The sequence below is a fragment of the Stenotrophomonas sp. NPDC077421 genome, assembly GCF_049545505.1.
Taxonomy (GTDB): Bacteria; Pseudomonadota; Gammaproteobacteria; order Xanthomonadales; family Xanthomonadaceae; genus Stenotrophomonas; species Stenotrophomonas nematodicola.
The window spans coordinates 284,682-311,376 of the sequence record NZ_JBMWDP010000001.1 but is presented as its reverse complement, the minus strand read 5'-3'; the positions used below and the strand labels follow the sequence as shown (position 1 = coordinate 311,376).

Genomic DNA, 26,695 nt, shown 5'->3' with positions numbered 1-26,695 from the left:
GGTCGGGGCGCCGAAGCTCTTCTCGAGCACGACGTTGCGGCCCTTCGGGCCCAGGGTGGCCTTGACGGCATTGGCGAGCACGTTGACGCCGCGCACCATGCGCGAACGGGCGTCTTCACCGAAACGGATATCTTTGGCAGCCATTAGCTCTTACCTCGAATGATTGGGTTGGATCAGAAGGAACGGGCGCGACGCACTCAGCCAACGATGGCGAGGATGTCGTCTTCGCGCAGGACCTTGAATTCGACGCCTTCGGACTTGTAGCTGCTGCCGGCGTACTGGCCGTAGATGACCTTGTCGCCGACCTTCAGCGACGGCGCGCGGACGCTGCCGTTGTCCAGCGGCTTGCCCGGGCCCACGGCCACGACTTCACCCTTGGTGGACTTTTCCTTGGCGGAATCGGGAATCACAATGCCGCCGGCGGAGATTTCGTCGGCTTCGATCGGCTTGACCACAACGCGGTCGTGAAGCGGCTTGATGCTCATATGAGACCTCTTAAGTTATTGATTGGTCTGGAAAAGTCTGGCGATGTTAGCACTCGCGCAGGGCGACTGCCAGCACCGCTCACGAAAAAACCCGACAGTGCGGGACAGGGCAGAGATGGTGCTGCCCACCGCCCTTTCAAGGGGGGTCGCGCGTAAATTTCGATTCTTGACGCACGTCCCATAAGTGGGGGCCGAATGCGACACATTAGATAAATGTGTCATTTGGATTGGTTAGATTCGGCCAGCAATTCCCAATCACAAGGAGCCGTAGATGAGGTTGCTCACCCCGCTGTCCCTGGGCTGTCTGCTGGCGCTCGCCGCCGGCACCGCCCGGGCCGATGTGTTCATCAATGAACTGCATTACGACGACAGTACCCCCGCCGGCGATGTCGGCGAGGCCATCGAAGTCGTTGCCACCGCCGGGGAGAACCTGGCCGACTACCGGCTGTACCTGTACAACGGCAGCACCCCGTCGGCAGCCACGGTCTACGCCAACAATCCGGTACCGGCAGGCACCGCCGCCGGCTGCGGCAGCGCCACCCTGGCCACGGTCACCTACCCCAGCAACGGCCTGCAGAACGGTGCCAACGACGGGATCGCGCTGGTGGACGCCAGCGGCAAGGTGGTGCAGTTCATCAGCTACGAGGGCACCATCACCGCCTCCGGCGGCCCGGCGGCCGGCCTGACCAGTCAGAACATTCCGGTCAGCGAGACCAACAGCACCGCCCCCGGCACCTCCCTGCAGCTCACCGGCAGCGGCAGCCAGTACGCCCACTTCACCTGGGCCGCCTCGGCGACGCAGACCTTTGGCGCCTGCAACAACGGCCAGACCTTCAGCGGCGGCGGCAGCACCGGGCCGAACACCCCGCCGTCGGTACGCGCCACCACGCCGGAACAGGGCGCCAGCACCTTCCCGGCGGCCGCCGACCTCAGCGTGACGTTCAGCGAGCCGGTCACCCTGGCCAGCGGCGCGTTCGTGCTCAGCTGCGGCCAGTCCGGCACCGTGCCGTTGAGCCACGCCAGCAGCGGCTCGCGCTTCACGCTGTCCACCAACACGGCACTGGTGGCCGGCGAGGCGTGCCGCTTCGACATCCGCGCCACCCGCATCACCGATGCCCAGGGCGCCCGCCCGGCAGCGGACACCCGCATCGCGTTCACCGTTGCCACCACGACCGGCAACCCCGACCCGGGCAATCCGGACCCTGGCACGCCAGGCACGTACTACTCGCGGGTGAACACCTCCACCCCGAGCCAGCTGCGCTGCTCGCTGCATGAAACCATCAAGGGCCATACCGCCTATCCGTACAGCGGTTCAGGCACCAGCACCTGGACCATCCTGGAAATCGCCGACGAAGATCCCAACAACAGCGGCAGGATCCTGGACGCCTACCGCAATCGCAGCTACACCAAGGTCAGCGGCCGCGCGGGCACGGGCAGCGGGCTGACCTACAACCGCGAGCACACCTGGCCCAACTCGCTCGGCTTTGCCAGCACCACCGGTGACAAGGGGCTGCCGTATGCGCCCTACACCGACACCCACATGCTGTACCTGACCGATGCGCAGTGGAACGCCGACCGCGGCAACAAGCCGTTCGGCAAGTGCGACAGCAGCTGCGGCGAGCGCGCGACCGAGTCCAACAACGGCTTTGGCGGCGGCAGCGGCGGCTACCCGGGCAACTCCAACTGGGTGCGCACACCCGACGGCAATGGCGGCACCTTCGAGGTGTGGGGCCACCGCAAGGGCGACATGGCGCGGGCGGTGATGTACATGGCGATCCGCTATGAGGGTGGCAAGGACGCCAAGACCGGCCAGTCCGAGCCGGACCTGGAGCTGACCGACGACCGCAGCAGGATCGTCAAGACCTCCGCTTCGCCGGCGTACATGGGCCTGCTCTCGACCCTGATCGACTGGCACCTGTCCGACCCGCCGGATGCGGCCGAACGCGCCCGCAACGAGGTGATCTACAGCTTCCAGGGCAACCGCAACCCCTTCATCGACCACCCCGAGTGGGCCACCCCGGCCCTGTTCACCTCGGCCAGGCCGGCGACCTGCCAGCTGGCGAATTGACGTATCCGGCATTGCCGGCCAGCGGCCGGCACGACCGGGTTTGAGCGCTGCCGGCCGGTCCCGCCGGGACCGGCCGGTCACGGCCCTATACTTGCGGGTCATGTCGACCGCCGATCCCATCTTTCTGTTGTTCACCACCTGCCCCGACGTGGCCTGCGCCACGCGGCTGGCACACGCGTTGGTGGAGGAACGGCTGGCCGCCTGCGTGACCCGCCTGGAAGGCGCGCACTCGACGTACCGCTGGCAGGGCCGGATCAGCGAGGACCCCGAGGTCCAGCTGCTGATCAAAACCACCGGCGCCCGCCTGGACGCGACCATCGCCCGCGTGCAGGCCCTGCACCCGTATGAACTCCCCGAGTGCATTGCGGTCGAAACCCGCGCCGGTCTACCGGCGTACCTGGATTGGATTCGGGCGCAGACCCGTGAGGAAAGTGATTGATGACGCTGCTTTGTCGTGTTGCCGCGCTGTGCGCGCTGCTGGTGCTGTCCCTGCCCGCCTGGGCCGTCAGTGAGAAAGACCTGCTTCCGGTGGATGAGGCGTTCGGGCTGACCGCGCAGGCGCGTGACCGCGACCGCATCGAAGTGCGCTGGTCCATCGCCCCGGGCTACTACCTGTACCGCCACCGCACCACGGTCAAGCCGGAGGCCGGCTTCGTCGCCGATGCATTGCAGATGCCGGCCGGCAAGAAGCACCACGATGACTTCTTCGGTGAAGTGGAAACCTACCGCGAACGTCTGATCGCGGTGCTGCCCGGCAAGGCCGCCGATGGCGCCGATACCGTCACCCTGGAAGTGCGTTATCAGGGCTGCGCAGACGCCGGCGTCTGCTATCCGCCCCAGAAGCGCACGCTGCAGGTGAAGCTGCCGGGCGCCACAGCGACCCGCACCGATGCTCCGGCCGCGCTGCCTGCCGCCGCGCCAGCGGCGTCCTTCAACACCCCACTGTCCGGCGGCCTGCGCCTGCCCGGCATGGCCGCCAGCCAGGCGCTGCCGCTGCCCTCGGAAAAGGCCTTCGGCTTCGATGCGATCGTTGGCGACGGCAACACCGTGCTGCTGCGCTTCAGCCCCGCGCCGGGCTACTACCTGTATCGCGACCGCACCTCGCTGAAGCTCGAAGGCGCCGCCGGCATCCGTGCCGACAAGCCCCGGTGGCCGGCCGCCCGCTCGCACCGTGACGAGCATTTCGGCGACGTGGCGGTGTATTTCGACCAGATCGACGTGCCGCTGCCGCTGCACCGCAGCCGTCCCGACGCGGCCGATGCCACCCTGGTGATCACCTTCCAGGGCTGCCAGACCGACGGTATCTGCTACCCGCCGATGACGCGGCGGGTGAAGCTGTCGCTGCCGGCAGGCAAGGTCAACGGCACCAGCAGCGATGCCAGCGTCAAGCAGGAAGTGATCGCACCGCTGCCCAGCCGTGACAAGCGTGCGCAGGCGCGCGACCGTGCCGACAGCGGCATCGCCACCCAGCCGATGCTGATCCGCCCCAACGAACCGGTGCTGCCGGTGGCCGAGCAGGCCGCCCCCGACGCCAGTGCCGACAACGCGCTGCGCACGCCGCCGCCGGGCAGCAACGACACCACACCGACCAGCCTGGTGGTGGCGCTGCTGCTGTCCCTGCTGGGCGGACTGATCCTCAACCTGATGCCGTGTGTCCTGCCGATCCTGTCCTTGAAGGTGCTGGGCGTGGCGCAGAGCGGGGAAAGCCGCCAGCGCGCGCGTAGCCATGCGCTGTGGTACACCGCCGGCGTACTGGTCGCCTTCGCCGCGATCGGCGGACTGGTGCTGGCCCTGCGCGCGGCAGGCCAGGCCGCAGGCTGGGGCTTCCAGCTGCAGCATCCGTGGTTCATCGCCGCACTGGTCTACCTGATGTTCGCCGTTGGCCTGAGTCTGTCCGGGGTGTTCACCTTGGGCGGCAGCCTGGGCGGGATCGGCCAGTCGCTGGCCTCGCGCAGCGGGCCGGTGGGCGATTTCTTCACCGGCGTGCTGGCCTGCGTGGTCGCCAGCCCGTGCGTGGCCCCGTTCATGGGCCCGGCTCTGGGATTTGCCTTCACCGCGCCGGCACCGCAGGCGATGCTGGTGTTCCTGGCACTGGGCCTGGGCTTGGCGCTGCCGTTCCTGCTGATCGGCTTCGTGCCGTCGCTGGCACGTCGCCTGCCGCGCCCGGGGGCGTGGATGGAAACGCTCAAGCACGTGCTGGCCTTCCCGATGTACGGCACCGCGATCTGGCTGCTGTGGGTACTGGGCCAGCAGCGCGGCGTGGATGCGATGACCCTGGTGCTGGGCGGCCTGGTGGTACTGGCGTTGGCGCTGTGGTGGTTCGAGCGCAGCCGCTGGCGCAGCCAGCGCGTGGCCGGCCTGCTGGCCACGCTGCTGATCGTCGCCGCGCTCTATCCGGTGTGGGGCGTCACCCGCCTGGCGCCGCCGGCCAAGGCCGCGCAGGTGGCCAGCGACAACGTGGTGGCCTACTCCCCGCAGATGCTCGACCGCCTGCGCCAGGACAACCGCGTGGTGTTCGTCAACATCACCGCCGACTGGTGCGTCACCTGCAAGGCCAACGAGCGCACGGTGCTGGCCACCCATGCGTTCGAGGACACCCTGCGCCGCACCAACGCGGTGTACATGCGCGGCGACTACACCAACGTGGACGAGCAGCTCACCGCCTTCCTCAACGAACACAAGGCCGTGGGCGTGCCGTTGTATGTGGTCTACGGCCCCGGCGCTCCGCCGACCGTGCTGCCGACCGTGCTGACCCAGGCCATCGTCGAAGAAGCCCTGCTGCGCACCGCGCGATGAGCATGCGGCTGCCACGCCGGTACCTGGTGGTGGCGGCCGTAGCCGCCGCGGCCGGCATTGCCGCCGGTACCTGGCTGCATGGCACGCCGCCGGACGTTGTTCCGGCCCCATCGCCGCCGGCGCCGGTGGCCGGCCCCGGCGATCGCCTGCCGGCGATCACCCTGCCGGATCTGGACGGCCGCCCGGTGGACCTGTCGCAGTTTGCCGGGCGACCGCTGCTGATCAACGTATGGGCCAGCTGGTGCGGCCCCTGTGTGGAGGAAATGCCGGCGCTGGCGGCCTTTGCCGCCAGCCAACCCGCCGACGGCGTGCAGGTGCTGGGGCTGGCGCTGGATACCGTCGAGGGTGTGCGCGGGTTCCTGGCGCAGGTGCCGGTGGACTACCCGATCGTGCTCGATACCCCCGGCCCGGCCGACGCCAGCGTGCAGCTCGGCAATGCCAAGGGGCTGCTGCCCTACACGGTGCTGGTGGATGCACGCGGACGCATCGTCAAACAGAAGCTCGGACCCTTCGCCCCCGGCGAGATCGAGGGATGGGCCCAGCCTTGACCGGGCTGGCTGTTCATGGCCCTCCAGTCCGGTTGCATGGCTGCGGCGGCGGGCGGTGTGCCCGGATCACTCGAACCAGCGGCGCAGGTAGCGCGCGGTCGCACCGTGGCGGGCGCGACTGACCTGCGCGGGCGTGCCCTCGGCCACGATCGTGCCGCCCGCCTCGCCCGCCCCCGGGCCGATGTCGATCACCCAGTCGGCACCAGCGACCACGCGCAGGTCGTGTTCAACCACCACCACGGTGTTGCCTGCATCCACCAACCCGTGCAGTTGCGCCATCAGCTTGTCCACATCGGCCGGATGCAGGCCGGTGGTCGGCTCATCGAGCACGTACAGCGTGCTGCCGCGCTGGCTGCGCTGCAGCTCGGTGGCCAGCTTGATGCGCTGCGCCTCGCCCCCGGACAGCTCGGTGGCGGGCTGGCCCAGGCGCAGGTAGCCCAACCCGATATCGCGCAGCAGCTGCAGCGGGCGCTGCACGGCTGGCTCATCGGCAAAGAACGCGAGCGCTTCCGCCACGGTCATCGCCAGTACCTGCGCGATGTTGCGGCCGTTCCACTGCACCTCCAGCGTGCGGGCGTTGTAACGCTGCCCGTGGCAGGTCGGGCACGGCGCATACACGCTGGGCATGAACAGCAGTTCCACATGCACGAACCCCTCGCCCTCGCAGGTGTCGCAGCGGCCCTGGGCGACGTTGAACGAGAAGCGCCCGGCACCGTAGCGGCGCGCCTTGGCCATGCGCGTCCCCGCGAACAGGCGGCGCACGTGGTCGAACAGGCCGGTGTAGGTGGCCAGGTTGGAACGGGGCGTGCGCCCGATCGGCTTCTGGTCCACGTTGACCAGCCGGGTGACCGCATCGGTGTCACCCTGCAGCCGCCCGCGCGTGCGCACGAGCGCGCTCGGCTGGGGCAGATCGCCGTCGCTCTCCTCCACCGCCGGCTCATGGCCGAGGTGCTCGCCAACCAGCTCCACCAGCGCCTGGCTGACCAGGCTGGACTTGCCGGACCCGGACACGCCGGTCACTGCGGTGAACGCACCCAGCGGGAAACGCGCGTCCAGCCCATGCAGATTGTTGCGATGCAGCCCGCGCAGCGCCAGCCAGCCCGATGGTGGTCGCGGCGTGCGGCGTGGCGCCGCGCGATCCTCGAACAGGTACGCCGCCGTCACCGACGCGGCGACCGTGCGCAGCCCGTCCGGCGGCCCGCTGTACAGCACCTGCCCGCCCTGCTCGCCCGCGCCGGGGCCGACATCGACCAGCCAGTCGGCACGGCGCAGCATCTCCAGGTCGTGTTCCACCACGAACAACGTGTTGCCGGCGGCCTTGAGCTGGTCCAGCGCACGATGCAGCGCTTCCCCGTCCGCGGGGTGCAGGCCGGCGGTGGGCTCGTCGAGCACGTAGACCACGCCGAACAGGCTGGAGCGGATCTGCGTGGCCAGGCGCAGCCGCTGCAGCTCGCCCGGCGACAGCGTGGGCGTGGCGCGATCCATCGACAGATAGCCCAGGCCGAGATCCTCCAGGGTGCCGATGCGATCGACCAGATCACGCGCGATGCGCTGGGCGGCGATGCGCTTTTCTTCCGACAGGTCAGGGGTGCGCCGCACATCGCTGCCGCCGGCATGTGCGTTGCCACCGGCAGCCACCCGCCGGGCCGTGGCCTTGCGGCCTGCCGCGCGGCTGCGCGTGGCGCTCGCCACCGGCACGTCGAAACGCCCCTCGGCGGCCGGACGCAGCACCTGCGCCATCGCCGCGAGCGACAGCTGCGACAGCGCGCCGATGTCCAGACCGGCGAAAGTGACCGACAGCGCCTCGCGTTTGAGGCGCTTGCCTTCGCACACCGGACAGGTCGCGCCGATCATGTAACGTGCCACGCGCTTCTTCATCATCGCGCTCTGCGTGGTGGCGAAGGTATGCAGCACGTAGCGGCGGGCACCGGTGAAAGTGCCCATGTAACTGGGCTCTTCTTTCCGGCGCAGCGCAGCGCGGGTTTCGGCCGGCGTGAAGCCCGCGTAGACCGGCGCCACCGGTTGCTCCTCAGTGAACAGAATCCAGTCGCGCTGCTTCTTCGGCAGCTCACGCCAGGGGATGTCCACGTCGTAGCCGAGCGTGACCAGGATGTCGCGCTGGTTCTGTCCGTGCCACGCCGGCGGCCACGCAGCTATCGCGCGCTCACGGATGCTCAGCGACGGATCGGGCACCATCGACTGCTCGGTCACTTCGTACACATACCCCAGCCCGTGGCAGTTCGGGCAGGCGCCCTGCGGTGTATTGGGCGAAAAGTCCTCGGCATACAGCATCGGCTGCGCGGCCGGATAGGTGCCGGCGCGCGAGTACAGCATGCGCAGCAGGCTGGACAGCGTGGTGACGCTGCCCACGCTGGACCGCACGCTGGCAGTGCCGCGCTGCTGCTGCAGCGCCACCGCCGGCGGCAGGCCGTCGATCGCATCCACGTCCGGTACGCCGACCTGGTCGATCAGTCGCCGTGCGTAAGGTGACAACGATTCCAGGTAGCGCCGCTGCGCCTCGGCGTACAGCGTGCCGAAGGCCAGCGAGGACTTGCCCGAGCCGGAGATGCCCGAGAACACCACCAGCGCGTCGCGCGGCATGTCCACGTCGACATTCCTGAGATTGTGCTCGCGCGCGCCGCGTACACGGACGAATGCGCCGGGCTGCGCCGGTGCTGCCGGCTTCTTTCGTGTGCTCATGCCAGCAGGATAGAGACCACCCCCGCACGCGGCCAGTGAAGGCGCGTGCGGGAACGATCGGCCCGTGTCAGGCGTGCGCCAGACGGGCGCTGCGCGGGGCCTGCGGCGGCTCCACCTCGAAGGCGGCCACCGCCTGGGTGAGATGCCTGGCCTGGCGCTGCAGCGCCTGCGCCGACGCCGAGGCTTCTTCCACCAGTGTGGCGTTCTGCTGGGTGCTGCCGTCCATCTGCAGCAGCGTCCTGCCCACCAGCGCGATACCCACGCTCTGCTGCTGCGACGCGGCCGAGATGCCGGCCATGATCGCGGTCACCTGCTGCACGCCGCCGACGATCTGCTGCATGGTCGCGCCGGCCTGATCCACCTGGCGCGTGCCCGCGGCGACGGTGTCCACCGAGGCCTCGATCAGACCCTTGATCTGGCGCGCGGCATCGGCACTGCGCTGGGCCAGCAGCCGCACCTCGCTGGCGACCACGGCGAAGCTGCGTCCCTGCTCGCCGGCACGCGCGGCCTCCACGGCGGCATTCAGCGCCAGGATGCTGGTCTGGAAGGCGATGCCGTCGATCACGCTGGTGATGTCGGCGATGCGATGCGACGCCTGGGCGATGTCGCGCATGCTCGCCACCACCTGCCCCACCGAATCGCCACCGCGGACGGCGATGTCGGCTGCCTCGATCGCCAGGCGGTTGGCCTCCTGGGCGGACTCGGCGTTCTGGTGCACCGTGGCGGTGAGTTCCTCCATCGACGATGCGGTCTCCTCCAGGTGCGCGGCCTGGCGCTCGGTACGATCGGCCAGGTCATGGTTGCCGCTGACGATCTCGCCGGCGGCGCCGTTGATCGCCACCGACGCCTGCTGGATCCGCGCGACGATGTCGGTGAGCTGCTGCACGGTGGCATTGGCGTCGTCGCGCATCTGCGCGAATACGCCCTGGAAGTCACCGCGCATGCGCACCCGCAGGTCGCCCTGGGCCAGCGCCGACAGCAGCGCCTGCAGACCGGAGAGATTGCCCTGGAAGGTATCCAGCAGGCGGTTGATGCTCACCGCCAGGGTCAGGACGAAGCCCTCTTTGCCGGCCACGTCGATGCGACCGTTCAGGTCGCCCTGCGCGGCGGCATCGACCAGCGCGGCGACTTCGGTTTCCACCGTGGTCTCCAGCGCGCGGCTGCGCCACTCCACCGCCGCGCCCAGCAGTTGGCCGTGATCGGTGATCGGGTTGACCACCAGCTGGTATCGGGTACCGGCGTGCACGATCTCGTGGCAGGCGCTGTCGGGGCCGTGCAACGTCTGCACGACGGTGGCGAACACCGGGTGCAGCTCCTGCGCGGAACGTCCGCGCCAGGCCAGCTCGTCGGTGCCGAGTTCGGCCTGCAGCGCGCGGTTGAGCAGGCTCACCCCGCCATGCGGGTCCAGCACCATCAGGCCGGTCTGTGCGCTGTCCAGCGCCTGCCGCGCACGCGCATTGTCGCGCGCGGCTGCGCGTTCGGCCTCGATCCGTTCACGCAACCGCTGCTGCATGTGCACCAGGCGCTGCGCGAGCTGGCCGATCTCGTCGTACGGGTTGTGCACGGCCAGCACCGTGTCCAGGCGATCCTCGGCGATGTCCTCGGCAAAGCGCAGCGTATCGGCAATGGGCCGGCGCACGGCGCGCAGCACCAGCAGCAGCGTGGCGATCAGCACCAGTGCCACGAGCGCCAGCGTCAGCGCAAACCCCACCGTCATCGCGCGGTCCTGCGCCTGCTGACGCTGGCGGGCGGCATCCAGCGCCGCCCCCTGTGCCTGCTCCAGCTGCTGCAGCGCCGGCGCGATCTGCTCAGCGGTGTCGGCCAGCGACTGCGCTTCCACGTCCAGCCCGACCCGTGCGGCGGTGTAGGCCAGCAGCGCGCCCTGATAGGCGTCCATGCGTGCGCGCAGCGCGTCCTGCGTGGCGCCGGGCAGGCCCGCGCCCGGCAGCGCCAGCTCGAACGGCAGGCGCGCTTCGCTGGCGCGGTCGGTATGGGTGGCATCGCCGCTGAGCAGCAGCAGCGCTTCTTCGCGGCGCATGCCCTGCCACTGCGCCTGCAGCAGCGGCGCCGCGGTGGTGTCCAGCACGGTGGCCACGGCCGCGGCCGCCGCTTCCAGCTGCGCGCGCAGGCCCGCGTCGCCGCGGCCCATTTCATCGGCACGGGCATTGAGTGCGGCAATGCCCTCGGCAAACTCGCCGGCGCGTGCGGCCAACGCATGCAGCGCCTCGGCCGTGCCCGGGTCGTGCGGGTCGCGCTGCAGTTGCGCCAGCGTTGCCTGCAGACGGTGCTGTGCCTGCTGCAGCGCGCGGCGGTCGGTGTCGTCGAACGTGAACGCGTAACGCGTCTGCAGCCGCCGTGCGTCGGCCACCTGCGCAGCCAGCGCGGCGGCCAGCGCGGCATCCTGCTGGTGCGCGGCGAACGTCGCCGCCGCCCGTTCGCTGCTGTAGCGGGTGCCGGCGTAGACCAGGGCCACCACCAGCAGGCCGATGCCGCAGACCACCAGGCTGGCCTTCAGTTTGCGTGCGACACTGAGCCGCTGCAGCAGCCCGCGGGCGTGGCCGATGGGAAAGAGGGGCGATGCGCGTCCGCCGGAACGGGCGAACGAGGGAAACAGGCGGCGGGGGATGGCCGACATCACGTACTCCAGGCGGAATGACGCATCGGTATCGGCTGCACGCCGGGAGACTGTAGGCTTTTTTTCATCCCGATCGGCCAGCGCTCGCCGCTGCGCCCGTTGTACCCGGCGCAGGCGACGCCAAGATGACGGCCGCACGCCGCCCACCACCGCGCGACGCAGCGTTCCAGGCGCGCCCGTACCGCCGGCTTGACCTCAACCACGGTTGAGCCGCGACAGTGGCGTCACCTTCCCCGGTGGTGGGCTGCCCATGACCCCGCACGACCTTCACGCGTACCTGCAACGACTCGGCGAACCCACGCCACCACCTCCCACGCTGGCGACACTGGCCCGGCTGCAGCAGCGGCACAACGCCACGTTCCCGTTCGAGACGCTCACCTGCCTGCTGCGCGATGCCGTCGCCATCGACCTCCCCAGCGTGGCGCACAAGCTGCTGCACGAAGGGCGCGGCGGGTACTGCTATGAGCTCAACGGCCTGTTCCTGGCGCTGCTGCAGCACCTCGGCTTCCAGGCCCGCGCGCTGGCCGCGCGGGTGGTGATGGACGCCAGCGACGATTCACCCACCGCGCGTACCCACATGCTGGTGCTGGTGGTCATTGACGGGGTGGCCTACAGCGTGGATGTCGGTTTCGGTGGCAATACGCCGACCGGGCCGCTGCGGCTGGACCAGCGCTTCCCGCAGGCAACGCCCCACGAGCGCTACCGGATGGACCGGTACGAGGATGCGTATCTACTGCGGGTAGACGTGGGGGGCGAGTGGCGACCGCTGTACCGCTTCGACCTGCAGGTGCAGGAAGCCGTGGATCACATCGTCGGCAACTGGTATGTCTGCACGCATCCGGCGTCGTCCTTCCCCGGCCAGCTGCGCGCGGCACTGAGCGGCCCCGGCTGGCGGCGCACCCTCGGCGCCGGCCGTTATGCAGTGCATCGCCACGGGCAGCCGAGTGAGCGGCGCGCGCTGGTCGACGTGGACGATGTGCTGCAGGTGCTGCGCGAGGACTTCGGCATCACCCCACCCACGCACCCACGCCTGCGCGACGCAATCGCCGCGTGGCTGCGCGGCGCGGCCTGACGATGCGGCACCGTCGACGTCAACGTTGTACCGGCAGGGCCAGCACGGCGGCGGTGGACAGGACGCTGCCGAACGCGTCGGCGATTCCGGTCAGCGCGGCGCGGTGCAGCGCGTCGGCGCCCACCACCCCGTTGCCGTCGTACGCCTGCACGCTGCGGGTGGCGACTGCATCGGACGGCACGATCACCTCATAGCCCAGCGGCACCGCATCGCGGGCAGTGGTGGCCACGCAGACATGCGTCATCAGCCCTGCGATGATCAGCGTGCGGATGCCACGGGCCTTCAACTGCGCGTCCAGGTCGGTGCTGGCGAACGAACTCACCGTGGTCTTCCTGACGAGCGCGTGGTGGGCCGCCGGCTGCATGCCGGGAACCAGCTGCACGCCCACGCTGCCCTCGGCAAACACGGGTGCAGCAGCCGGGTTGACGTGCTGTACGTGGAACACGGCGATGCCGTTGGCGTCGGCCATGCGTACCAGCCGCTGGCTGTTGGCCAGCGCGGCGTCGCCGTCGGGGATCGGCAGCCGGCCGGTGTAATACTCATTCTGGAAATCGATCACCAGCAGCGCGGTGCTGTCGGCGTGCAGCTGCTGCGGTGCAGTGGCGCCCCCGAGGGTGCGCAGCGTGGGTGCATCGGCGGCCGTCGCAGCGCCGCTGGCAGCGGCCAGGGTCATACCGGCGACGAGGGGAAGAATGAGAGCTTTCATGTGGGGAACTCCGGGGCAGTGACGGGGGGCGGGCGGCGGTGCGCCGACGGCCACCATTGTTCCGCCCCCCTGTTCGCGCCAACAGTGGCCCGGATGCCATTCACTGCTAGGATCGGGCCATGTTGACCGACCCCGCTCCGCACCACGTCGCCGTGGTGGCCTACCAGCAGATCAGCCCTTTTCATCTCGCCGTGCCGTGCATGGTGTTCGGTGAGGACCTGCTCCGCCTCGGCGCGCCCCGCTACCGGTTGAGCGTGTGCGCCGCCGAGCCCGGGCCACTGCGGACCCCGGCCGGCTTCAGCATCGACGTTGCGCAGGGGCTGGAGGCGCTGGCCGACGCCGATACCATCGTGGTGCCGGCCTGGCGCGACCCGGCCGAGCCGGCACCGCCCGCGCTGCTGGACGCCCTGCGCGCGGCCCACGCGCGCGGCGCGCGCCTGGTCGGGCTGTGCCTGGGCGCGGTGGTGCTCGCCCAGGCCGGACTGCTCGACGGGCGCCGCGCCTCGACCCACTGGGTGTTCATGGACGATGTGGCCGCACTGCACCCGCAGGTGCAGCTGCAGCGCGATGTGCTCTACGTGCAGGACGGCACCCTGCTGACCTCGGCCGGTACCGCGGCGGCCATCGACTGCTGCCTGCATCTGTTGCGCCAGGACCACGGCGCAGAGATCGCCAGCCGCGTCGCAAGACGCATGGTGGTCGCCCCGCACCGCCAGGGCGGCCAGGCGCAGTACATCGAACAGCCGCTGCCGGCCACGTTCGGCGACGACCGTCTGGCCGGGGTGCTGGAATGGGCGCTGTTCCACCTCGCCGAGCCGATCGGGATCGATGCCCTGGCCGCGCGCGCCAGCATGAGCCGGCGCACCTTCACCCGGCACTTCCGCAGTCTGACCGGCACCACCTTCAACCAGTGGCTGCTCGACCAGCGCCTGGCCCGCGCACAACGCCTGCTGGAAACCAGTGACACCGCGCTGGAGCGCATCGCCGGCCAGGCCGGCTTCGGCTCGACGGCGTCCCTGCGCAGCCACTTCAGTGCCGCCTACGGCGTGTCGCCTGGCGCCTACCGGCGCACCTTCCTGGGCGCCAGTTCCTGATTGCCACGCGCTAGCGTTTGAGGTCGCGCTCCGGTGCCATCACGTGAACCACCGTGCCCGCCGCATCCAGAAACTCGATCGCACCGTAGCCTTCCGGGGTCACGGTCATCCGCACCCGCGGCTGATTGCCGGCATCGGCCAGCGCCACCATCGGCGTGCCGTCGGCGGCAACACTGAGCTTCACCCGCGTGGGCGCTTCCACACCGGGGACCAGGCGATTGCCGAGCCCGGCCTCGCGGATCAACGGTGGCGCCTGGTTGATCACGAACATCACCGAGCCGTCCGGCGACACCCGCCAGCCCGCCGCATCCATCGCCGGATGATCCAGCGCGAGCACCGCCGCGGTGCCGGCGGGCGTGTCGGCCACGCCGAATCCCCCGCGCTCGCTGCCCGTGTCGTCGTACAGGATCATCCCTGCCACATCGAAGGCGCGCTTGTACTGGATGCCATCGATGATCGGCGGCGGGGTGTTCGCCGACAGCGTCATGCGGATGGTGCCGTCCTCACCCACGATGTCGATGCGTCTGGCCGTGATCCGCTCGTGATCGACCGCCTCCACCCGCGTCTGTGGCGCGCGGTCGGCGATGATGCGCTGCAGGGTCTCCAGCGACGGCCGTTTCGGCGGGGAACCGGCCTCGGCGGCGGCCAGCGGGGCGACCGGTACCAGCGCGAGCGACAGAACGGCACGATGCAACGACGTCATCCGGGTCATCGACAACATCCATCAGAGGGGTGAACCCGCATGCTGTGCGCTGGGGGGCGCAACCTCAAGTGTCGGCGCAGCAAGAACGGCGAAACGCCGGGGATGCCCGTGCGCTACCCTCCGCACCGGACCATCACAAGGAGCCGTGCAGGCATGGGGGCGACCGCCAGGGCGCTGTGGTACATCGAAAGCCATTACGCCACCCCGCTGGCGCTGGCCGACATCGCGCACGCGGTGGGACTCTCGCCGTTCCACCTGTCGCGGCTGTTCCAGGCCGGCACCGGCACATCCATCGTGCGCTACCTGCGCGGACGCCGGCTGAGCGAGGCGGCGCGACAGCTCGCCCAAGGCGCCGGCGACATCCTCGCCGTCGCGCTGGCAGCCGGCTACGCCTCGCATGGCAGCTTCACCCGCGCCTTTGCCGAGCAGTTCGGGCAGACCCCGGAGCGGGTCCGTGCGTGTGGGCTGGACGGCATCGCGCTGGTGGACGCCATCAAGCTCGACGACACCGCTCTGCCCTGCGCGGTGCCGCCCCGGGTGATGCGGGCCGGTCCCCTGCGGGTCGCAGGCATCAACGCGCGCTACAGCACAGCGACCGTGGCCGGCATTCCGGCGCAGTGGCAGCGCCTGGCGCTGGCGCACCCTGTGCCGTCGGCGGTGAGCTTCGGCATCTGCCACAACGGCGACGCAGACGGCCACTTCGACTATCTGGCGGGCATCCCGTGCCAGCCCGGCCACCCGACGCCGCAGGGCTGGCACACGCTGGACATCGCCCCGCGCGACTATCTGGTCGCCTGGCACGCCGGGCACATCTCGACCATCCGCGCCACGTGGCGCTGGCTGCTGGACGTGCACCTGCCGGCCTCCGGCCTGCAGCTGGCCGACGCGCCTGACCTGGAACGCTACGATGCCCGCTTCAACGACCACACCGGCCACGGCGGCGTGGAAATCTGGCTGCCCCTGGACACGCTGAAGGAACGCCCCCCATGCGCATGATGCCCCTGCTCCTGTCACTGGCCCTGTGGTCGACGCCCGCGCTTGCCGAGGGTCCCGTCACGGCAGTCGGCGAGCGCCACGGCCAGGCCTTGCGCCCCGGCGCCGGCGTGCGCGACGCCGAGCAGCGCGAGCACGTGCGCTACACCGTGTGGTACCCGGCACAGGCCGGCAGCCACGAACGCGCCCTTCAGATCGGCCCTCCGCAGGCACCGCTGTTCGAGGTGGGCCGCGCCGCCGACGATGCCGTGCCGGCGGCGGGGACGTGGCCGGTGCTGCTGCTGTCGCACGGCAACGGTGGCAGCGCGCGGATGATGGGCTGGTTCGGCACCGCGATGGCACGTGCCGGCTTCCTGGTGATCGCCGTGGACCATCCCGGCAACAATGGCGTGGACGCCATGACCGTGGCCGGCAGCACGCTGACCTGGGAGCGCGCGGGCGACCTCAAGGCCGCGCTGGCCGCCGTGCACGCCGATCCGGCGCTGTCGGCACACCTGGACATGGCGCGCCTGGGCGTGGCCGGCTACTCCGCGGGCGGGTTCACCGCGCTGCTCGCCGCCGGCGCGCGCATGGATCTGCAACGCCTGCTCGACTTCTGCCGTGCCCAGCCGCAGGACGGCGTCTGCCAGCCGCAGGCCGAGTTCCCCACGCTCACTCTGCAGGCGCGCCTGGACGCCGCCGCCACCCCGGCCCTGCAGCCATACGTGCGCCAGGCCGGCGACGATCACGCCATCCCCGGCGTGCGCGCGGTGTTCCTGATGGCCCCCGCCATCGTGCAGGCATTTGCACCGGCCGAGCTGGAGCAGGTGGTGCAGCCGGTGGGCATCGTGGCCGGCGAGCGCGATACCGTTGCCGCGCCGCCCACCAATGCCGATGTCGCCGCCGCGTCGATCCCGCACGCGACGCGGCTGACACTGCCCGGCGTGGGCCATTACGACTTCCTGTCCGACTGCACCCCGCTGGGCCGGCAGCGCCTCGGGCCGCTGTGCGAAGTGGCCGTGCCCAGGACGCAGACCCATGCGACCACCATCGACGCGGCCACGCGCTTCTTCCGCGACACACTGTGACCGGAGCTTTGCCGCGCCTCACCTGACCCTGCGATGCACCGCGCGCGCGGTCAGATCACCCGCAGCGTGATCGCCTTGAGCACGGCGCGGGTGCGGTCGCGCGTGCCCAGCTTGTCCAGAATGGTGGAGACGTAATTTTTCACCGTGCCCTCGGCCAGGAACAGGCTGCGCGCGATTTCCTTGTTCGAGTAGCCACCGGCCAGCAGGCGCAGAATCGCCACTTCCTTATCGCCGAAGGTGTCGCTGGGCGGCGCCTCATCGTGGAAGCGGTAGCGTGCGCGCACAGGATCGGTGCTGACCGGCAGCAGCAGGGTGTCGCCCCGCGCTACCCGCGTGATCGCCTCGTACAGATCGTCGGGCGCGGCATCCTTGAGCATGAATCCCTGCGCGCCGGCCTCGCTGGCGCGCAGCAGCAGGTCGCTCTCATCGAAGGTGGTCAGCAGCAGCCACGGCGTACGGTCGCCACGTGCGCGCAGGTGCTGCAGCGCCTGGATGCCGTCCATGCCGGGCATGCGGATATCGCTGAGCACCACGTCCACCGGCTGGGTCTGCAGTCCGTCCAGCAACGCCTGGCCGTCCGCGGCTTCGAGCACCACCTGCACCCCCAGGCCCTGCAGCAGCGCACGCAGCCCGGCGCGGACCAGCGCCTGGTCGTCAGCCAGGGCCACACGCACCGCGATCGCGGCGCTCATGCCGGCAACCGCGCGGTGAGGTGCATGCCGCCGGCATCTGTCCGGGCCAGCTCCAGCTGCCCCTGCAGGTCCGCCAGACGCTCACGCATGCCGGTGATGCCATTGCCCTCGCGGATGCGCTCGGGGCGCTGGCCGTCGTCGCGGATGTCGATACGCACGCAGTGGTCTTCCTTGTTGATGTCCAGCCAGACGGTCGACGCATCGCCGTGACGGGCCGCATTGGTGAGCGCTTCCTGGGCCAACCGCACCACGGCGTCGGCCACCAGCGGGTTGGTGATGCGCACCTGCTCGGCGATGCGCAGGCGCAGGCCTGGGCGCGGGAACGGTGCCGCCAGCGCCTGCAACGCCGTGGCCAGATCCAGGCCACGATCATCGCGCATGGACTGCACCACCTGACGGATGTCGCCGAGCAGCTCGCCGGACAGGCGTTCGGCCAGCAGCAGCGGTTCGCGATGGGCCAGCAGCGGCTCGGTGGCCAGCGCGCGCAGGTTCAGCCGCATCGCCGTGAGCTTGTGTCCGGCGACATCGTGCAGCTCGCGTGCCAGCCGAAGCCGCTCGGCATCGCGGGCGCCATCGGCCAGCAGCGCACGCGTGGCGAGCAGGTCTGCGTTGACCCGGGCCAGCGCATCACGCGCCTGCCCGGCGCTGCGCGCGTAGTGCGCGGTCAGTGCGGCGAACGCCTGGAAACCGGCGTAGATCGTCACAATCAGCAGCGGGTGGCTGAAACCACTGTGGCGCAGCACCGCATACAGGCTGATGTTGAGCAGCAGCGTGGCGGCGAGCACCGGGCGCGGCGGCCAATGCTCGGCCAGGTGCGCCACCAGGACCACCAGCAGCACCGGCACGGTCCCCACGCGCGGCTCCAACCAGGCCAGCCAGAGTGCCAGCAGCGCCTGCAGCACATCGCTGGCCAGGCGCAGCGGCGAGCGCGCCGGCAGGTGGTCGTAGGCCAGGAACAGCGCGATGAACGCACCCAGCACACCCCAGCGCAGCGCGCCGTTGGCGTCGGACGGGAGGCCCAGCGACAGCCCCACCCCCAGGAGGGTGAGCAGGCCGGCCAGAGACAGCGGGCTGACGAGGGTGCGCAGGAAAGCAGGCATGCCGCATGCTGCCGCCCAGCGCCCCGAACGGCAATGGGCCGCGCGCAGAAAGTGACTTCCGGCACTGCGGATCGATGACCACTGGGCATGGGGCGGCCGCCGTCCGCCCGGCAGACTGGCTCCACACCCACCGGAGCTGCCGCCATGATCCGCACCGCCCTGTTCTGCCTTCCGTTCGCCGCCCTGCTGCTGGCTACCTCCGCCTCGGCCGGCGACCTGCAGATCGACCTGCAGGGTATCCGTACCCACACCGGCACCGTCCGCCTGGCGCTGGTGGACAGCGCCGCCGGGTGGGACGGCAAGGCCGCCCCGGTACAGGGGCAGACTCTGGTGCCCGTCGCCGATGCTGCGCACGTGGTGTTCAGGAACCTGCCAGCAGGCGACTACGCGGTGCTGGTCACCCACGACGAGAACGACAACGGCAAGCTCGACACCAACGTGGTCGGCATTCCGGTGGAAGGCTATGGCTTCAGCAACAATCCCCAGGTGCAGCGCAAGCCCACCTTCGATGAGGCCCGCGTGCATGTGCCAGCCAACGGTGCATCCATCACCATCGCGCTGCGCTGATCCTTGACCCCGCCCTCGCCCGCCTACTGAACCTGAGGCCCCCGCATGGACCGCCGCCGCTTCCTCCGCTCGCTGCTCTCGGCCACCACCACTGCCGTGATCGGCGCCAGTGCACTGCGCAGCCTGCCCGCCTTCGCCGGCGATGCCGCGCAGTTCGCCGCCGCCCGCGACCAGCACCCGTGGCTGACCGGCTGGCGCAGTGTCACTACCGAAACGCTGGGTCCGGCCACGGTGCCGTTGCAGGGCCGCCTGCCGCAGGGGCTGGCCGGCACGCTGTACCGCAACGGCCCGGCCTGGACCGAGCGCGACGGCTTCCGCTACGACCACTGGTTCGACGGCGATGGCATGGTTCACGGCTGGCAGTTCAACGGCGACGGCACACTGACCCACCGTGCGCGCATGGTGGCCACACCCAAGTTCACCCGCGAGCAGAAGGCCGGGCGCTTCCTGTATCCGGCCGCCGGCACCGTGGTGCCGGACGTGCAGCCGGTACGCAACAACGACGATGCCAACGCCGCCAACACCTCGGTGATCCGCATCAACGGCCGTCTGTTCGCGCTGTGCGAGGCCGGCTCGGCGTTCGAGCTGGACCCGGATGATCTCACCACACTCGGCCCGACCACCTGGCGCGCCGATCTGGCCACCGTGCCGTTCTCGGCACACCCGCTGGTGGACCGCGACGGCACCGTGTGGAATTTCGGCTCGCTGTCGCTGCTGGGCGGCACCGGCCTGCTGATCTGGATGATCGGCGCGGACGGCCAGCTGCGCTCAGCCAGTGTGGTCGACACGCCGTTCATGGGCTACCCGCACGCCTTCGCCATGACCGACACGCATCTGGTGTTCATGCTGATGCCGTTCGACTACAAGGAAGACGGCGGCGCATTCTTCGAGCGCCTCCGCTTCGCCCCGGACCGCGCGTGCCGCATCGCGGTAGTGCCCAAGGCCGCTCCGGACACCGCGCAGTGGTTCGAGGCAGCGTTCACGGCCGCCTATCACTTCGGCGATGCCTTCCAGCGCAACGGCCGCATCGTGATGCGTACCGTGCGCCACGACAACATCGACGAAGCGCGTTCGCCCATGCGTGAAGCAATGGCCGGCGATGCCGCGCACGCCGTCAACTCCAACGCGTCGCTGCGCGAGCTGCACCTGGACCTGCGCACCGGCAAAGCGCATTGGGAAGACACCGGCATCCAGGGCATCGAGTTCCCGCTGTTCGACACCCGCAGTGCCGGCAACCGCGGCGCACGGCTGTACGCCCCGGCCATGCAGGGCGAGACGACTGCGCCGTACTTCAATGCGGTGGCCGGCTACGACGTGGCGCGGGGGCGCCGCGAGATACACCGCTATGGCCGCGACATCCTCGCCGAAGAACACGTGTTCGTGCCGCGCCCGGGCAGCCGCAACGCCGACGACGGCTGGCTGGTCGGCACGCTGCTCGACGCGGCCAACCAGCGCAGCGGCATCGCCGTGCTGGACGCCCAACGCATCGACGAGGGCCCGGTGGCGCAGGCGTGGCTGCCGTACGCAGTGCCGCTGGGCTTCCACGGCACGTTCGCCGCGCGGGGGTGAGCGCGTCGCTCAGCCGCCCGACGCCACCACCCACCGTGTGCCCTGGCGATCAAAGCGGATCACGCGCATGCCACCGCTGCGGTCGCAGTAGCGATCCAGCACCATCGCCAGCACCGGGCCGTCTGGCGCCTGGACGACGCCGCGGCTGATGCGGATCAGGTGCCCCATGCGCGCAGAGGGCAGCGCGCACGCGTCGGCGAATGCACTGCCGGCCGTCGCGTCCAGGCGGGTGACGCCCGGGACATGCGGATCGCGGTTGTACGTGCGCTGTCGCGTCTGGCGATCGAGTGCCTGCTGCAGCGCCAGTGGCAGGCGAGGGTCGGCAGCATCCACCAGTGCGCCCTCCCGCTCCACGGCCAGATACTCCTGCGCATCGCACGGCCCGCCAGCGTCGATGGCGCAGAATGCGGCTGACAGAGTGTCGAAGTAGATCACCTCATCGACCGGGCGGCCGGCAATCGCCTGCGGCGTGCGACGCAGGACGTGCGCCAGATAAGTGCGGACCAGGTCGGCCTGCATCGCATCGTCAACCCCCCGCACCGACTGCCCCGCATCGTGATTGGGGATGCGCCCGGCAAGCAGCGGCCATGCCATTGCCACCGCACACGCCAGTGCCAGCGCGCAGACAGCCACGAGTACCCGTGCTGGCGCCACGCCTGCCAACCGCGCGCTATCGGCCGAGGGCTTCGGACGCGGGATCATAGCCACCGCCGCACCCGCCGGCAGTAGGACGCATAGTCCGGGAAGCGCTGCGCCAGCGCACGCTCCTCCGGCTGGATCTGGAAACGGGTCACGAACAGCACAAAGGCCGGCAGGGCGATCATGGCGAGCGCATTGCCGAGATGGAGCGTCCACCCGGCCAGGATCAATGCATGCCCCAGATACATCGGGTTGCGTGTGTAGCGGTAGATGCCCAAGGTCACCAGCTGCGTGGATGCGGCAGGACGCAGCGGGTTGACCGTGGTGCCAGCGCGCCGGAACGCGCGCTTGGGCAGCAGGTTCAGGACAAGGCCGAGCATGGCGACCACGATGGCAAGCGCGGTCTGCAGCGGAACATCGACGGCGAATGCCGGCGCGCAGCGCGCCACACCCAACGCGGCCAGCCCGAGCAGCAGCATCACGATGGGCGGCGGGATACGGGTCTCAAGCCAGTGCATACCGCACCCTATCGTCCGCACATCGGCTGTCCCTGTCCATTCGGTTGGCGCCCATCATGCGCATCGCACGGTGCCGGCGCCACTGTCCGGCCGCCGTCACGGCCGAACGGCACCACGGCACCGAACCCATCGGGTCCGGTGCCGTGGCAAGCCTCACGGTGTTGCGCCCGGCTTACCGGCGGCGCGGATCGACCATGTCGGCCGCGCTCCGGGCGAACGTCAGCGGCGTGGCGTCCACCACCGCATCGCCCACGGGGCGGCCCGCCAGGAAGTCGACGATGCTGCGGGCGATGGCCGGGTTGCCCACCCACATCTCATTGTCGTGCGCGGCGTTGCGCACCAGCAGCGAGCGGTGGTTGGACAGCCCGGGGCGCAGGGCCTCGGCATTGACCGGCGGGGTGCGCCCGTCCAGCGTGCCGCTGATCAGCAGGACCGGCACGTCACTGCGCACCGGTGCGCGGAAGCCCTCGCCCAGATCGACCAGGCCCAGCCCATCGCCCAGCGACGGGAACGGAACGTTCATGGCATCGCCGAACAGACTCTGGCGCGCCTGTGCCTCGGCCAGTGCGCGGCGCTGCGGACTCTGCCCGGACGCCACGTCCATCGCCAGCGACATCGCGTTGGACGCGCCGTACTGGCTGCGCAGCAGCAGCACCAGGTCGGCCAGCGGATCGTAGTTGCCCTGCTCGGCCTCGCGCAGCACCATCGGCAACCATTGCTGGGTCATGCGCTGGCCCAGCGACAGAGCGATGGCCAGCTGGCCATCGAACGCGCCGATCATGACGGTGCGTCCGCCCTGCATGCGGCTGGTCCCCTGGCGCGGCTGTTCGCGCAGCGCCGCCAGCACGCGCACCGCCGATCCCTGCAGATCCTCGACGCCGGCCGGCCTGGCCACCGTTGCCAGCTCACCGAGCAGTGCGTCGGCCGCCAGCGGCAGCTTCAACGTATCGTCCGGCCCTTCGACGCCCATCAGCACCACGCGCTCCAGTCCGTCGCCGTGCAGGCGCATCGTGGCCAACGCCAGATGGGTGCCATAGCTCATCCCCCACAGGCTGATCCGGGGTACGCCGAGTGCCTGGCGAAGCGCGTCCAGGTCGCCCGCGCTCTCCACGGTGGTGTACGCGGCCAGATCCACGCCGGCCTCGCGCCAGTACGCAACACAACGGGCCGTGGTGGCATGCAGCGTGGCCAGCATGGCCTCGCGCTGCAACGGCCTGGCATCGTCGAAGCGGTCCTGGTACGGGCACTCCGGCGGCGGCTCTGACGCCCCCGCGCCGCGCTGGTCGAGCAGCAGTACGTCGGCTTCACGCCGCATCTGGTCGAACACCGGCCAGCGCGGCCCACGCGCGGTGCCGATCCCCGAGCCGCCGGGACCGCCGGCCAGGTACACCACCGGTGCGGCGCTGCCGTCGCCGCCGGTCGCGCGCAGCCGCACCACGCGCAGCCGCATGCGCGGTCCCTGCGGCTGATCGTGATGACGCGGCACCTCCAGGTAGGTGGCTTCGGCGGCGATGGTGCCATGCCCCTGGGTGACCAGTTCGTAGGGCTCGAACACCAGCGACGTCGGCGCATCTCCGGCCATTGCGGGCAGTGCGGCAGCGAGGGCCAGGCACAGCGCCGCCAGGCGGGCGGCCGGTGCCGCGGTGGCCGCGAACGGGGCACGGCGACGCAGGCAGGACAGGAACATCGGAACAGTACGCATGGCGGACTCCGGGATGGGTGGATGGGTTCGACGCCAGCATCGCGTCCCGGGTGCCGGTCCGGGCGGCACCGTCGGTCCAACGTCTCCAAGCGGGGGCCCAGTGTCTCCACGCACCCGATACGATGGACGCATGCACATCGCCCGCACCCTGACCGCCTTCGTCGTCCTGCTCGCTGCCGTCGCCGCATGGTTGTCGGCCGCGGGCCCGCCGCCGCAGACCGTGTTCCTGCCGCCCGCCGCGATGGCACCGGCGACGGTGGCCGCGTCGGGACACATGCCGGCATCACCGCCGGATGGTCTGGACTGGCGCCCGCTCGATCAACGCGTACTGGCCGGCTGGCGCGGTCCGTACTGGCTGCGCTGGGACGTGCCGGCCACTGCGGCGGACGCCCCCGACCGGGCGCTGCGCCTGTCCCTGCGCGCCGCCAGCCAGCCGTACTGGAACGGAAGGCCCCTGGTCGCCAATGGCGTGGTCGGGCGCACCGCCGCAGAAGAGCGGCCCGGCCGCGTCGACGTTCTGCGCGTGCTGCCGCCCGCCTCGGGCACCGGAGGCGACACGCTGGTGGTGCTCGCCTCCAGCCAGCGTCCCGGGTGGCGGCTGCACAGCGCCGATGCCTTCATTGCCGTGGGACCGGTCGCGTCGCTGTACGGCCATCCTGTTGCCCCGTGGCTGATCGCAGCACTGGCCACCGGCGCGCTCGCTGCGTCGTGCCTGTATTTTCTGGCGGCGCAGCGCGGACGGCCGCGCGTTCCCGGCGCCCGCCTGCTGCTCGCGCTTGGCTTGGTGGGACTGGCCTTGCCGGTGATCGAAGCCTGGCGCCCCCTGTTCGGTTACCCCTACCCGTGGCACGCGCCGCGCCTGCTGGCGCTGCAGGCGCTGCACCTGGCCGGCGCGGTCCTGCTGCCCGCCTACCTCGCACGGCGCTTCGCTGTGGCGGTACCGGTCGGCGTACGCCTCGCTTACCTGGCCACACTGGTGGCCGTGATCGCATTCGTGCCCGGCTTCGATGGCCGTGGAGCGGCGCTGTTGCTGCTGAGCCTGCTCAGCGCGACCGCCCTGCTGCTGCGCGCCCGTGGCGAGCCCGACGAACGCGGGCCGATCCTGACCCTGGTGCTGGCCGGCGCGCTGGCCATTCCGCTGCTGGGCGGCGCCTTCCTCGACGGGCCCTACTTCCTGTTCCTGGCGGTGCTGATGGGCTTCCTGCTGCTGCGCCATGCCGCCCAGCTGCGGACGCTGGACCAGCACAACGCACAGCTGCGCGAAGAGCGCGCGCGTCTGTCGCTGCAGCTGCTGCAGCGGGGCATCCAGCCGCACTGGCTGATGAACACCCTGACCTGCCTGCAGGAGTTGATCGAGCAGGCGCCGATGCGCGCCAGCCGGCTGGTCGAGTCGCTGGCCGAACAGTTCGATCGCCTGCGCGAGAGCAGCACCCGACAGACCGTGCCGCTGGAGGAGGAACTGGCGCTGTGCCGCAACCACCTGGACATCGTGGGGCAGGCGATGGACCGCCACATCCGCTTCGAGGTGGATGCCGGTCCGGGCACGCCGTGGCTCCCGCCCGGCGTGCTGCATGCGCAGGTCGAGAACGCGCTGACCCATGCCGGTGCGGTTGCATGCGCGCAGCATCCGTTCCGCCTGCGCGTGCAGCGCGATGGCCAGCGCTGGACGCTGGATCTGCGCAGCGCGCGCGGTTCGGCCCCGCATCGCGGCCACGGCACCGGCACGCGCTACATCGAAGCCAGCCTCGCGGCTGCCTGCCCGGGCGGATGGCGCTTCGTGCAGGGTGCCGAGGGTGACGAGTGGTACGGCCGGATGGAGCTGACATGCGCATCCTGATCGTCGAGGACGAACTGCTGGTGCGCCAGCGCCTGCTGCGCCTGTGCACCGAGCTGGCCGGCGCACGGGCGCGGTTCGACGCGGTGGCCGATCTGGACGCGGCCGGCGATCGCCTCGCGCGCAGCGTCTACGACGGCCTGCTCCTGGACCTCAACCTCGGCGGCGAGGACGGCTTCGACCTGCTGCGCCGCGCGGTCGCCGGGCGATACCACTGCGTGGTGGTGTCGGCCCACCGCGACCGCGCGCTGCAGGCGTTCGAGCACGGTGTACTGGATTTCGTGCCCAAGCCGTTTTCACGCGAGCGCCTGGGCCAGGCGCTGGAACGCCTGCTGGACGTTGGCCGCTACCGCGCCGGCGGCGCCCGCTATCTCGGCATCTGGCGCGCACAGGGCACCGCACTGGTCGAGCTGGCCGAGGTGCAGTGGATCCGTGCCGATGGCGATTACAGCGAACTGCGCCTGGCCAACGGCCGCAGCGAACTGCACGACAAATCCCTGGCCAGCCTGACCGCCGTGCTGCCGCCGGATTTCGTGCGCTGCCACCGCTCCTATCTGGTCAATCTGCGTCACGTGCGCACGCTGCATGCCGGCTCGGGCAGCCGCTACTGGCTGGTGCTCAACGATGGTGCGGAACTCCCGGTAGGGCGCGCGCACGTGGCCACCCTGCGCGGAGAACTCGCGCTGGCGTGAGCGCCATCGCTCGTGCCCGCCCGGTCAACGCCGCGCGGGCGTTGTCCGGCCCAGGCCGATGCGCACCCCCAGCCAGGCGCCGGCCAGCGCGCTGAAGATCGAACAGGCCACCGGGGCAGCATTCCAGCGCACCAGCTCGCCCAGGGTCACTTCGGGCGACACGCGATGCAGGAAACCGAACGCTCCCCCCCAGTAGACGGCGTGGAGCGCCACCGCCACGCCCACGAACGCGTATCGGCGTGCGACTGCACCGCCGCACAGGCACAACGCGAACCCCAGCAGCCCCGCCCACAGATCGGCCATCTGCAGCGGCCCTCCGGTTCTGGCCTGCACGGAGATCCCAGGAAACTGCGCTGCCAGCAGCGTGGGCAACAGCACGATGCAGATCGCAATCATCAGTCGCATGTCATTCTCCGTCGCGTCCTTGCGTACTGCAGGGCAGTGCGGCCCCGGGCGTCAGCTGCCACCCCACCGCCTGCCGCTCCAGTCGCCAGCCTTCGTTGAGGGTGAGCGTC

Annotated in this window: 23 protein-coding genes; 12 read left to right on the top strand and 11 right to left on the bottom strand. The window is 70.5% G+C overall.

Annotation, left to right across the window (positions count from 1 at the left end; genetic code table 11):
• Nucleotides 1-197: 197 nt before the first annotated feature.
• Nucleotides 198-485 (bottom strand): co-chaperone GroES, encoded by a 288-nt coding sequence (locus ACPEH1_RS01395; RefSeq protein ID WP_017356760.1) that lies wholly within the window; start codon nt 483-485, stop codon nt 198-200.
• Nucleotides 486-756: 271 nt separating this feature from the next.
• Here ACPEH1_RS01395 and ACPEH1_RS01390 point away from each other — a divergent pair, with 271 nt between their 5' ends.
• The 4 genes from ACPEH1_RS01390 (at nt 757) to ACPEH1_RS01375 (ending at nt 5,897) form a co-directional block, all read left to right on the top strand.
• Nucleotides 757-2,553, top strand: coding sequence for an endonuclease (locus tag ACPEH1_RS01390; RefSeq protein ID WP_017356761.1), 1,797 nt, complete (start codon nt 757-759; stop codon nt 2,551-2,553).
• Between the two features lie 100 nt (nt 2,554-2,653).
• Nucleotides 2,654-2,992: a divalent-cation tolerance protein CutA gene (gene cutA, locus ACPEH1_RS01385; RefSeq protein WP_017356762.1), complete on the top strand. Its 339-nt coding sequence runs from the start codon at nt 2,654-2,656 to the stop codon at nt 2,990-2,992.
• Nucleotides 2,992-5,349, top strand: a complete 2,358-nt coding sequence (locus ACPEH1_RS01380) for a protein-disulfide reductase DsbD family protein (protein WP_206147328.1) — start codon at nt 2,992-2,994, stop codon at nt 5,347-5,349. Before cutA ends, ACPEH1_RS01380 begins: the two co-directional genes overlap by 1 nt.
• 2 nt (nt 5,350-5,351) lie before the next feature.
• Nucleotides 5,352-5,897 (top strand): TlpA disulfide reductase family protein, encoded by a 546-nt coding sequence (locus ACPEH1_RS01375; protein WP_136004681.1) that lies wholly within the window; start codon nt 5,352-5,354, stop codon nt 5,895-5,897.
• 66 nt (nt 5,898-5,963) lie between these two features.
• On the opposite strand, the gene ACPEH1_RS01370 is transcribed toward ACPEH1_RS01375, so the two are convergent.
• The gene (locus ACPEH1_RS01370) at nt 5,964-8,597 is read right to left on the bottom strand and encodes an excinuclease ABC subunit UvrA (protein WP_136004516.1); all 2,634 of its coding nucleotides are present in this window, start codon (nt 8,595-8,597) and stop codon (nt 5,964-5,966) included.
• Nucleotides 8,598-8,664: 67 nt separating this feature from the next.
• Nucleotides 8,665-11,232 (bottom strand): methyl-accepting chemotaxis protein, encoded by a 2,568-nt coding sequence (locus ACPEH1_RS01365; RefSeq protein ID WP_423715104.1) that lies wholly within the window; start codon nt 11,230-11,232, stop codon nt 8,665-8,667.
• Nucleotides 11,233-11,482: 250 nt separating this feature from the next.
• Between ACPEH1_RS01365 and ACPEH1_RS01360 the strand changes: the two genes are divergently transcribed.
• The gene (locus ACPEH1_RS01360; RefSeq protein ID WP_136004520.1) at nt 11,483-12,304 is read left to right on the top strand and encodes an arylamine N-acetyltransferase family protein; all 822 of its coding nucleotides are present in this window, start codon (nt 11,483-11,485) and stop codon (nt 12,302-12,304) included.
• 19 nt (nt 12,305-12,323) lie between these two features.
• On the opposite strand, the gene ACPEH1_RS01355 is transcribed toward ACPEH1_RS01360, so the two are convergent.
• Entirely contained in the window at nt 12,324-13,010 is a 687-nt protein-coding gene (locus tag ACPEH1_RS01355) for a cysteine hydrolase family protein (protein ID WP_136004522.1), read from the bottom strand.
• Between the two features lie 119 nt (nt 13,011-13,129).
• On the opposite strand from ACPEH1_RS01355, the gene ACPEH1_RS01350 reads away from it, so the two are divergent.
• Complete coding sequence (locus tag ACPEH1_RS01350) at nt 13,130-14,104, top strand: helix-turn-helix domain-containing protein (RefSeq protein ID WP_166473496.1); 975 nt, start codon at nt 13,130-13,132, stop codon at nt 14,102-14,104.
• Nucleotides 14,105-14,114: 10 nt separating this feature from the next.
• Here the strand turns inward: ACPEH1_RS01350 and ACPEH1_RS01345 are convergent, their stop codons facing one another.
• The gene (locus ACPEH1_RS01345; RefSeq protein ID WP_313241576.1) at nt 14,115-14,816 is read right to left on the bottom strand and encodes a hypothetical protein; all 702 of its coding nucleotides are present in this window, start codon (nt 14,814-14,816) and stop codon (nt 14,115-14,117) included.
• 144 nt (nt 14,817-14,960) lie between these two features.
• On the opposite strand from ACPEH1_RS01345, the gene ACPEH1_RS01340 reads away from it, so the two are divergent.
• Together ACPEH1_RS01340 and ACPEH1_RS01335 are read left to right on the top strand one after the other, a co-directional pair.
• Nucleotides 14,961-15,803 (top strand): AraC family transcriptional regulator, encoded by an 843-nt coding sequence (locus ACPEH1_RS01340; RefSeq protein WP_153164847.1) that lies wholly within the window; start codon nt 14,961-14,963, stop codon nt 15,801-15,803.
• On the top strand, nt 15,794-16,867 hold the full coding sequence (locus tag ACPEH1_RS01335; RefSeq protein WP_153164848.1) for an alpha/beta hydrolase family protein: 1,074 nt from the start codon (nt 15,794-15,796) through the stop codon (nt 16,865-16,867). Before ACPEH1_RS01340 ends, ACPEH1_RS01335 begins: the two co-directional genes overlap by 10 nt.
• A gap of 50 nt (nt 16,868-16,917) precedes the next feature.
• Here ACPEH1_RS01335 and ACPEH1_RS01330 read toward each other — a convergent pair whose 3' ends face one another.
• Together ACPEH1_RS01330 and ACPEH1_RS01325 are read right to left on the bottom strand one after the other, a co-directional pair.
• Nucleotides 16,918-17,559, bottom strand: a complete 642-nt coding sequence (locus ACPEH1_RS01330; RefSeq protein WP_313241577.1) for a response regulator transcription factor — start codon at nt 17,557-17,559, stop codon at nt 16,918-16,920.
• Nucleotides 17,556-18,659, bottom strand: a complete 1,104-nt coding sequence (locus ACPEH1_RS01325) for a sensor histidine kinase (RefSeq protein WP_136004531.1) — start codon at nt 18,657-18,659, stop codon at nt 17,556-17,558. The genes ACPEH1_RS01330 and ACPEH1_RS01325 overlap by 4 nt, the downstream gene beginning before the upstream one ends.
• A gap of 144 nt (nt 18,660-18,803) precedes the next feature.
• Between ACPEH1_RS01325 and ACPEH1_RS01320 the strand changes: the two genes are divergently transcribed.
• On the top strand, nt 18,804-19,226 hold the full coding sequence (locus ACPEH1_RS01320) for a DUF2141 domain-containing protein (protein WP_017357176.1): 423 nt from the start codon (nt 18,804-18,806) through the stop codon (nt 19,224-19,226).
• Between the two features lie 45 nt (nt 19,227-19,271).
• Nucleotides 19,272-20,795, top strand: a complete 1,524-nt coding sequence (locus ACPEH1_RS01315) for a carotenoid oxygenase family protein (protein WP_423715102.1) — start codon at nt 19,272-19,274, stop codon at nt 20,793-20,795.
• 9 nt (nt 20,796-20,804) lie between these two features.
• On the opposite strand, the gene ACPEH1_RS01310 is transcribed toward ACPEH1_RS01315, so the two are convergent.
• The 3 genes from ACPEH1_RS01310 to ACPEH1_RS01300 form a co-directional block, all read right to left on the bottom strand.
• Nucleotides 20,805-21,497, bottom strand: coding sequence for a hypothetical protein (locus ACPEH1_RS01310; protein WP_166473501.1), 693 nt, complete (start codon nt 21,495-21,497; stop codon nt 20,805-20,807).
• Nucleotides 21,494-21,952: a methyltransferase family protein gene (locus ACPEH1_RS01305; protein WP_287249598.1), complete on the bottom strand. Its 459-nt coding sequence runs from the start codon at nt 21,950-21,952 to the stop codon at nt 21,494-21,496. The genes ACPEH1_RS01310 and ACPEH1_RS01305 overlap by 4 nt, the downstream gene beginning before the upstream one ends.
• Before the next feature lie 172 nt (nt 21,953-22,124).
• Nucleotides 22,125-23,654, bottom strand: coding sequence for an alpha/beta hydrolase (locus ACPEH1_RS01300; protein ID WP_423715101.1), 1,530 nt, complete (start codon nt 23,652-23,654; stop codon nt 22,125-22,127).
• Nucleotides 23,655-23,784: 130 nt separating this feature from the next.
• On the opposite strand from ACPEH1_RS01300, the gene ACPEH1_RS01295 reads away from it, so the two are divergent.
• Together ACPEH1_RS01295 and ACPEH1_RS01290 are read left to right on the top strand one after the other, a co-directional pair.
• Entirely contained in the window at nt 23,785-25,491 is a 1,707-nt protein-coding gene (locus ACPEH1_RS01295) for a histidine kinase (protein WP_423715099.1), read from the top strand.
• Nucleotides 25,479-26,180 carry a response regulator transcription factor gene (locus ACPEH1_RS01290; protein ID WP_287249606.1) on the top strand — a complete coding sequence of 234 codons (702 nt, stop codon included), beginning with the start codon at nt 25,479-25,481 and terminating at the stop codon, nt 26,178-26,180. Before ACPEH1_RS01295 ends, ACPEH1_RS01290 begins: the two co-directional genes overlap by 13 nt.
• A gap of 24 nt (nt 26,181-26,204) precedes the next feature.
• Here ACPEH1_RS01290 and ACPEH1_RS01285 read toward each other — a convergent pair whose 3' ends face one another.
• Complete coding sequence (locus ACPEH1_RS01285; protein ID WP_423715097.1) at nt 26,205-26,585, bottom strand: hypothetical protein; 381 nt, start codon at nt 26,583-26,585, stop codon at nt 26,205-26,207.
• Between the last annotated feature and the right edge of the window lie 110 nt (nt 26,586-26,695).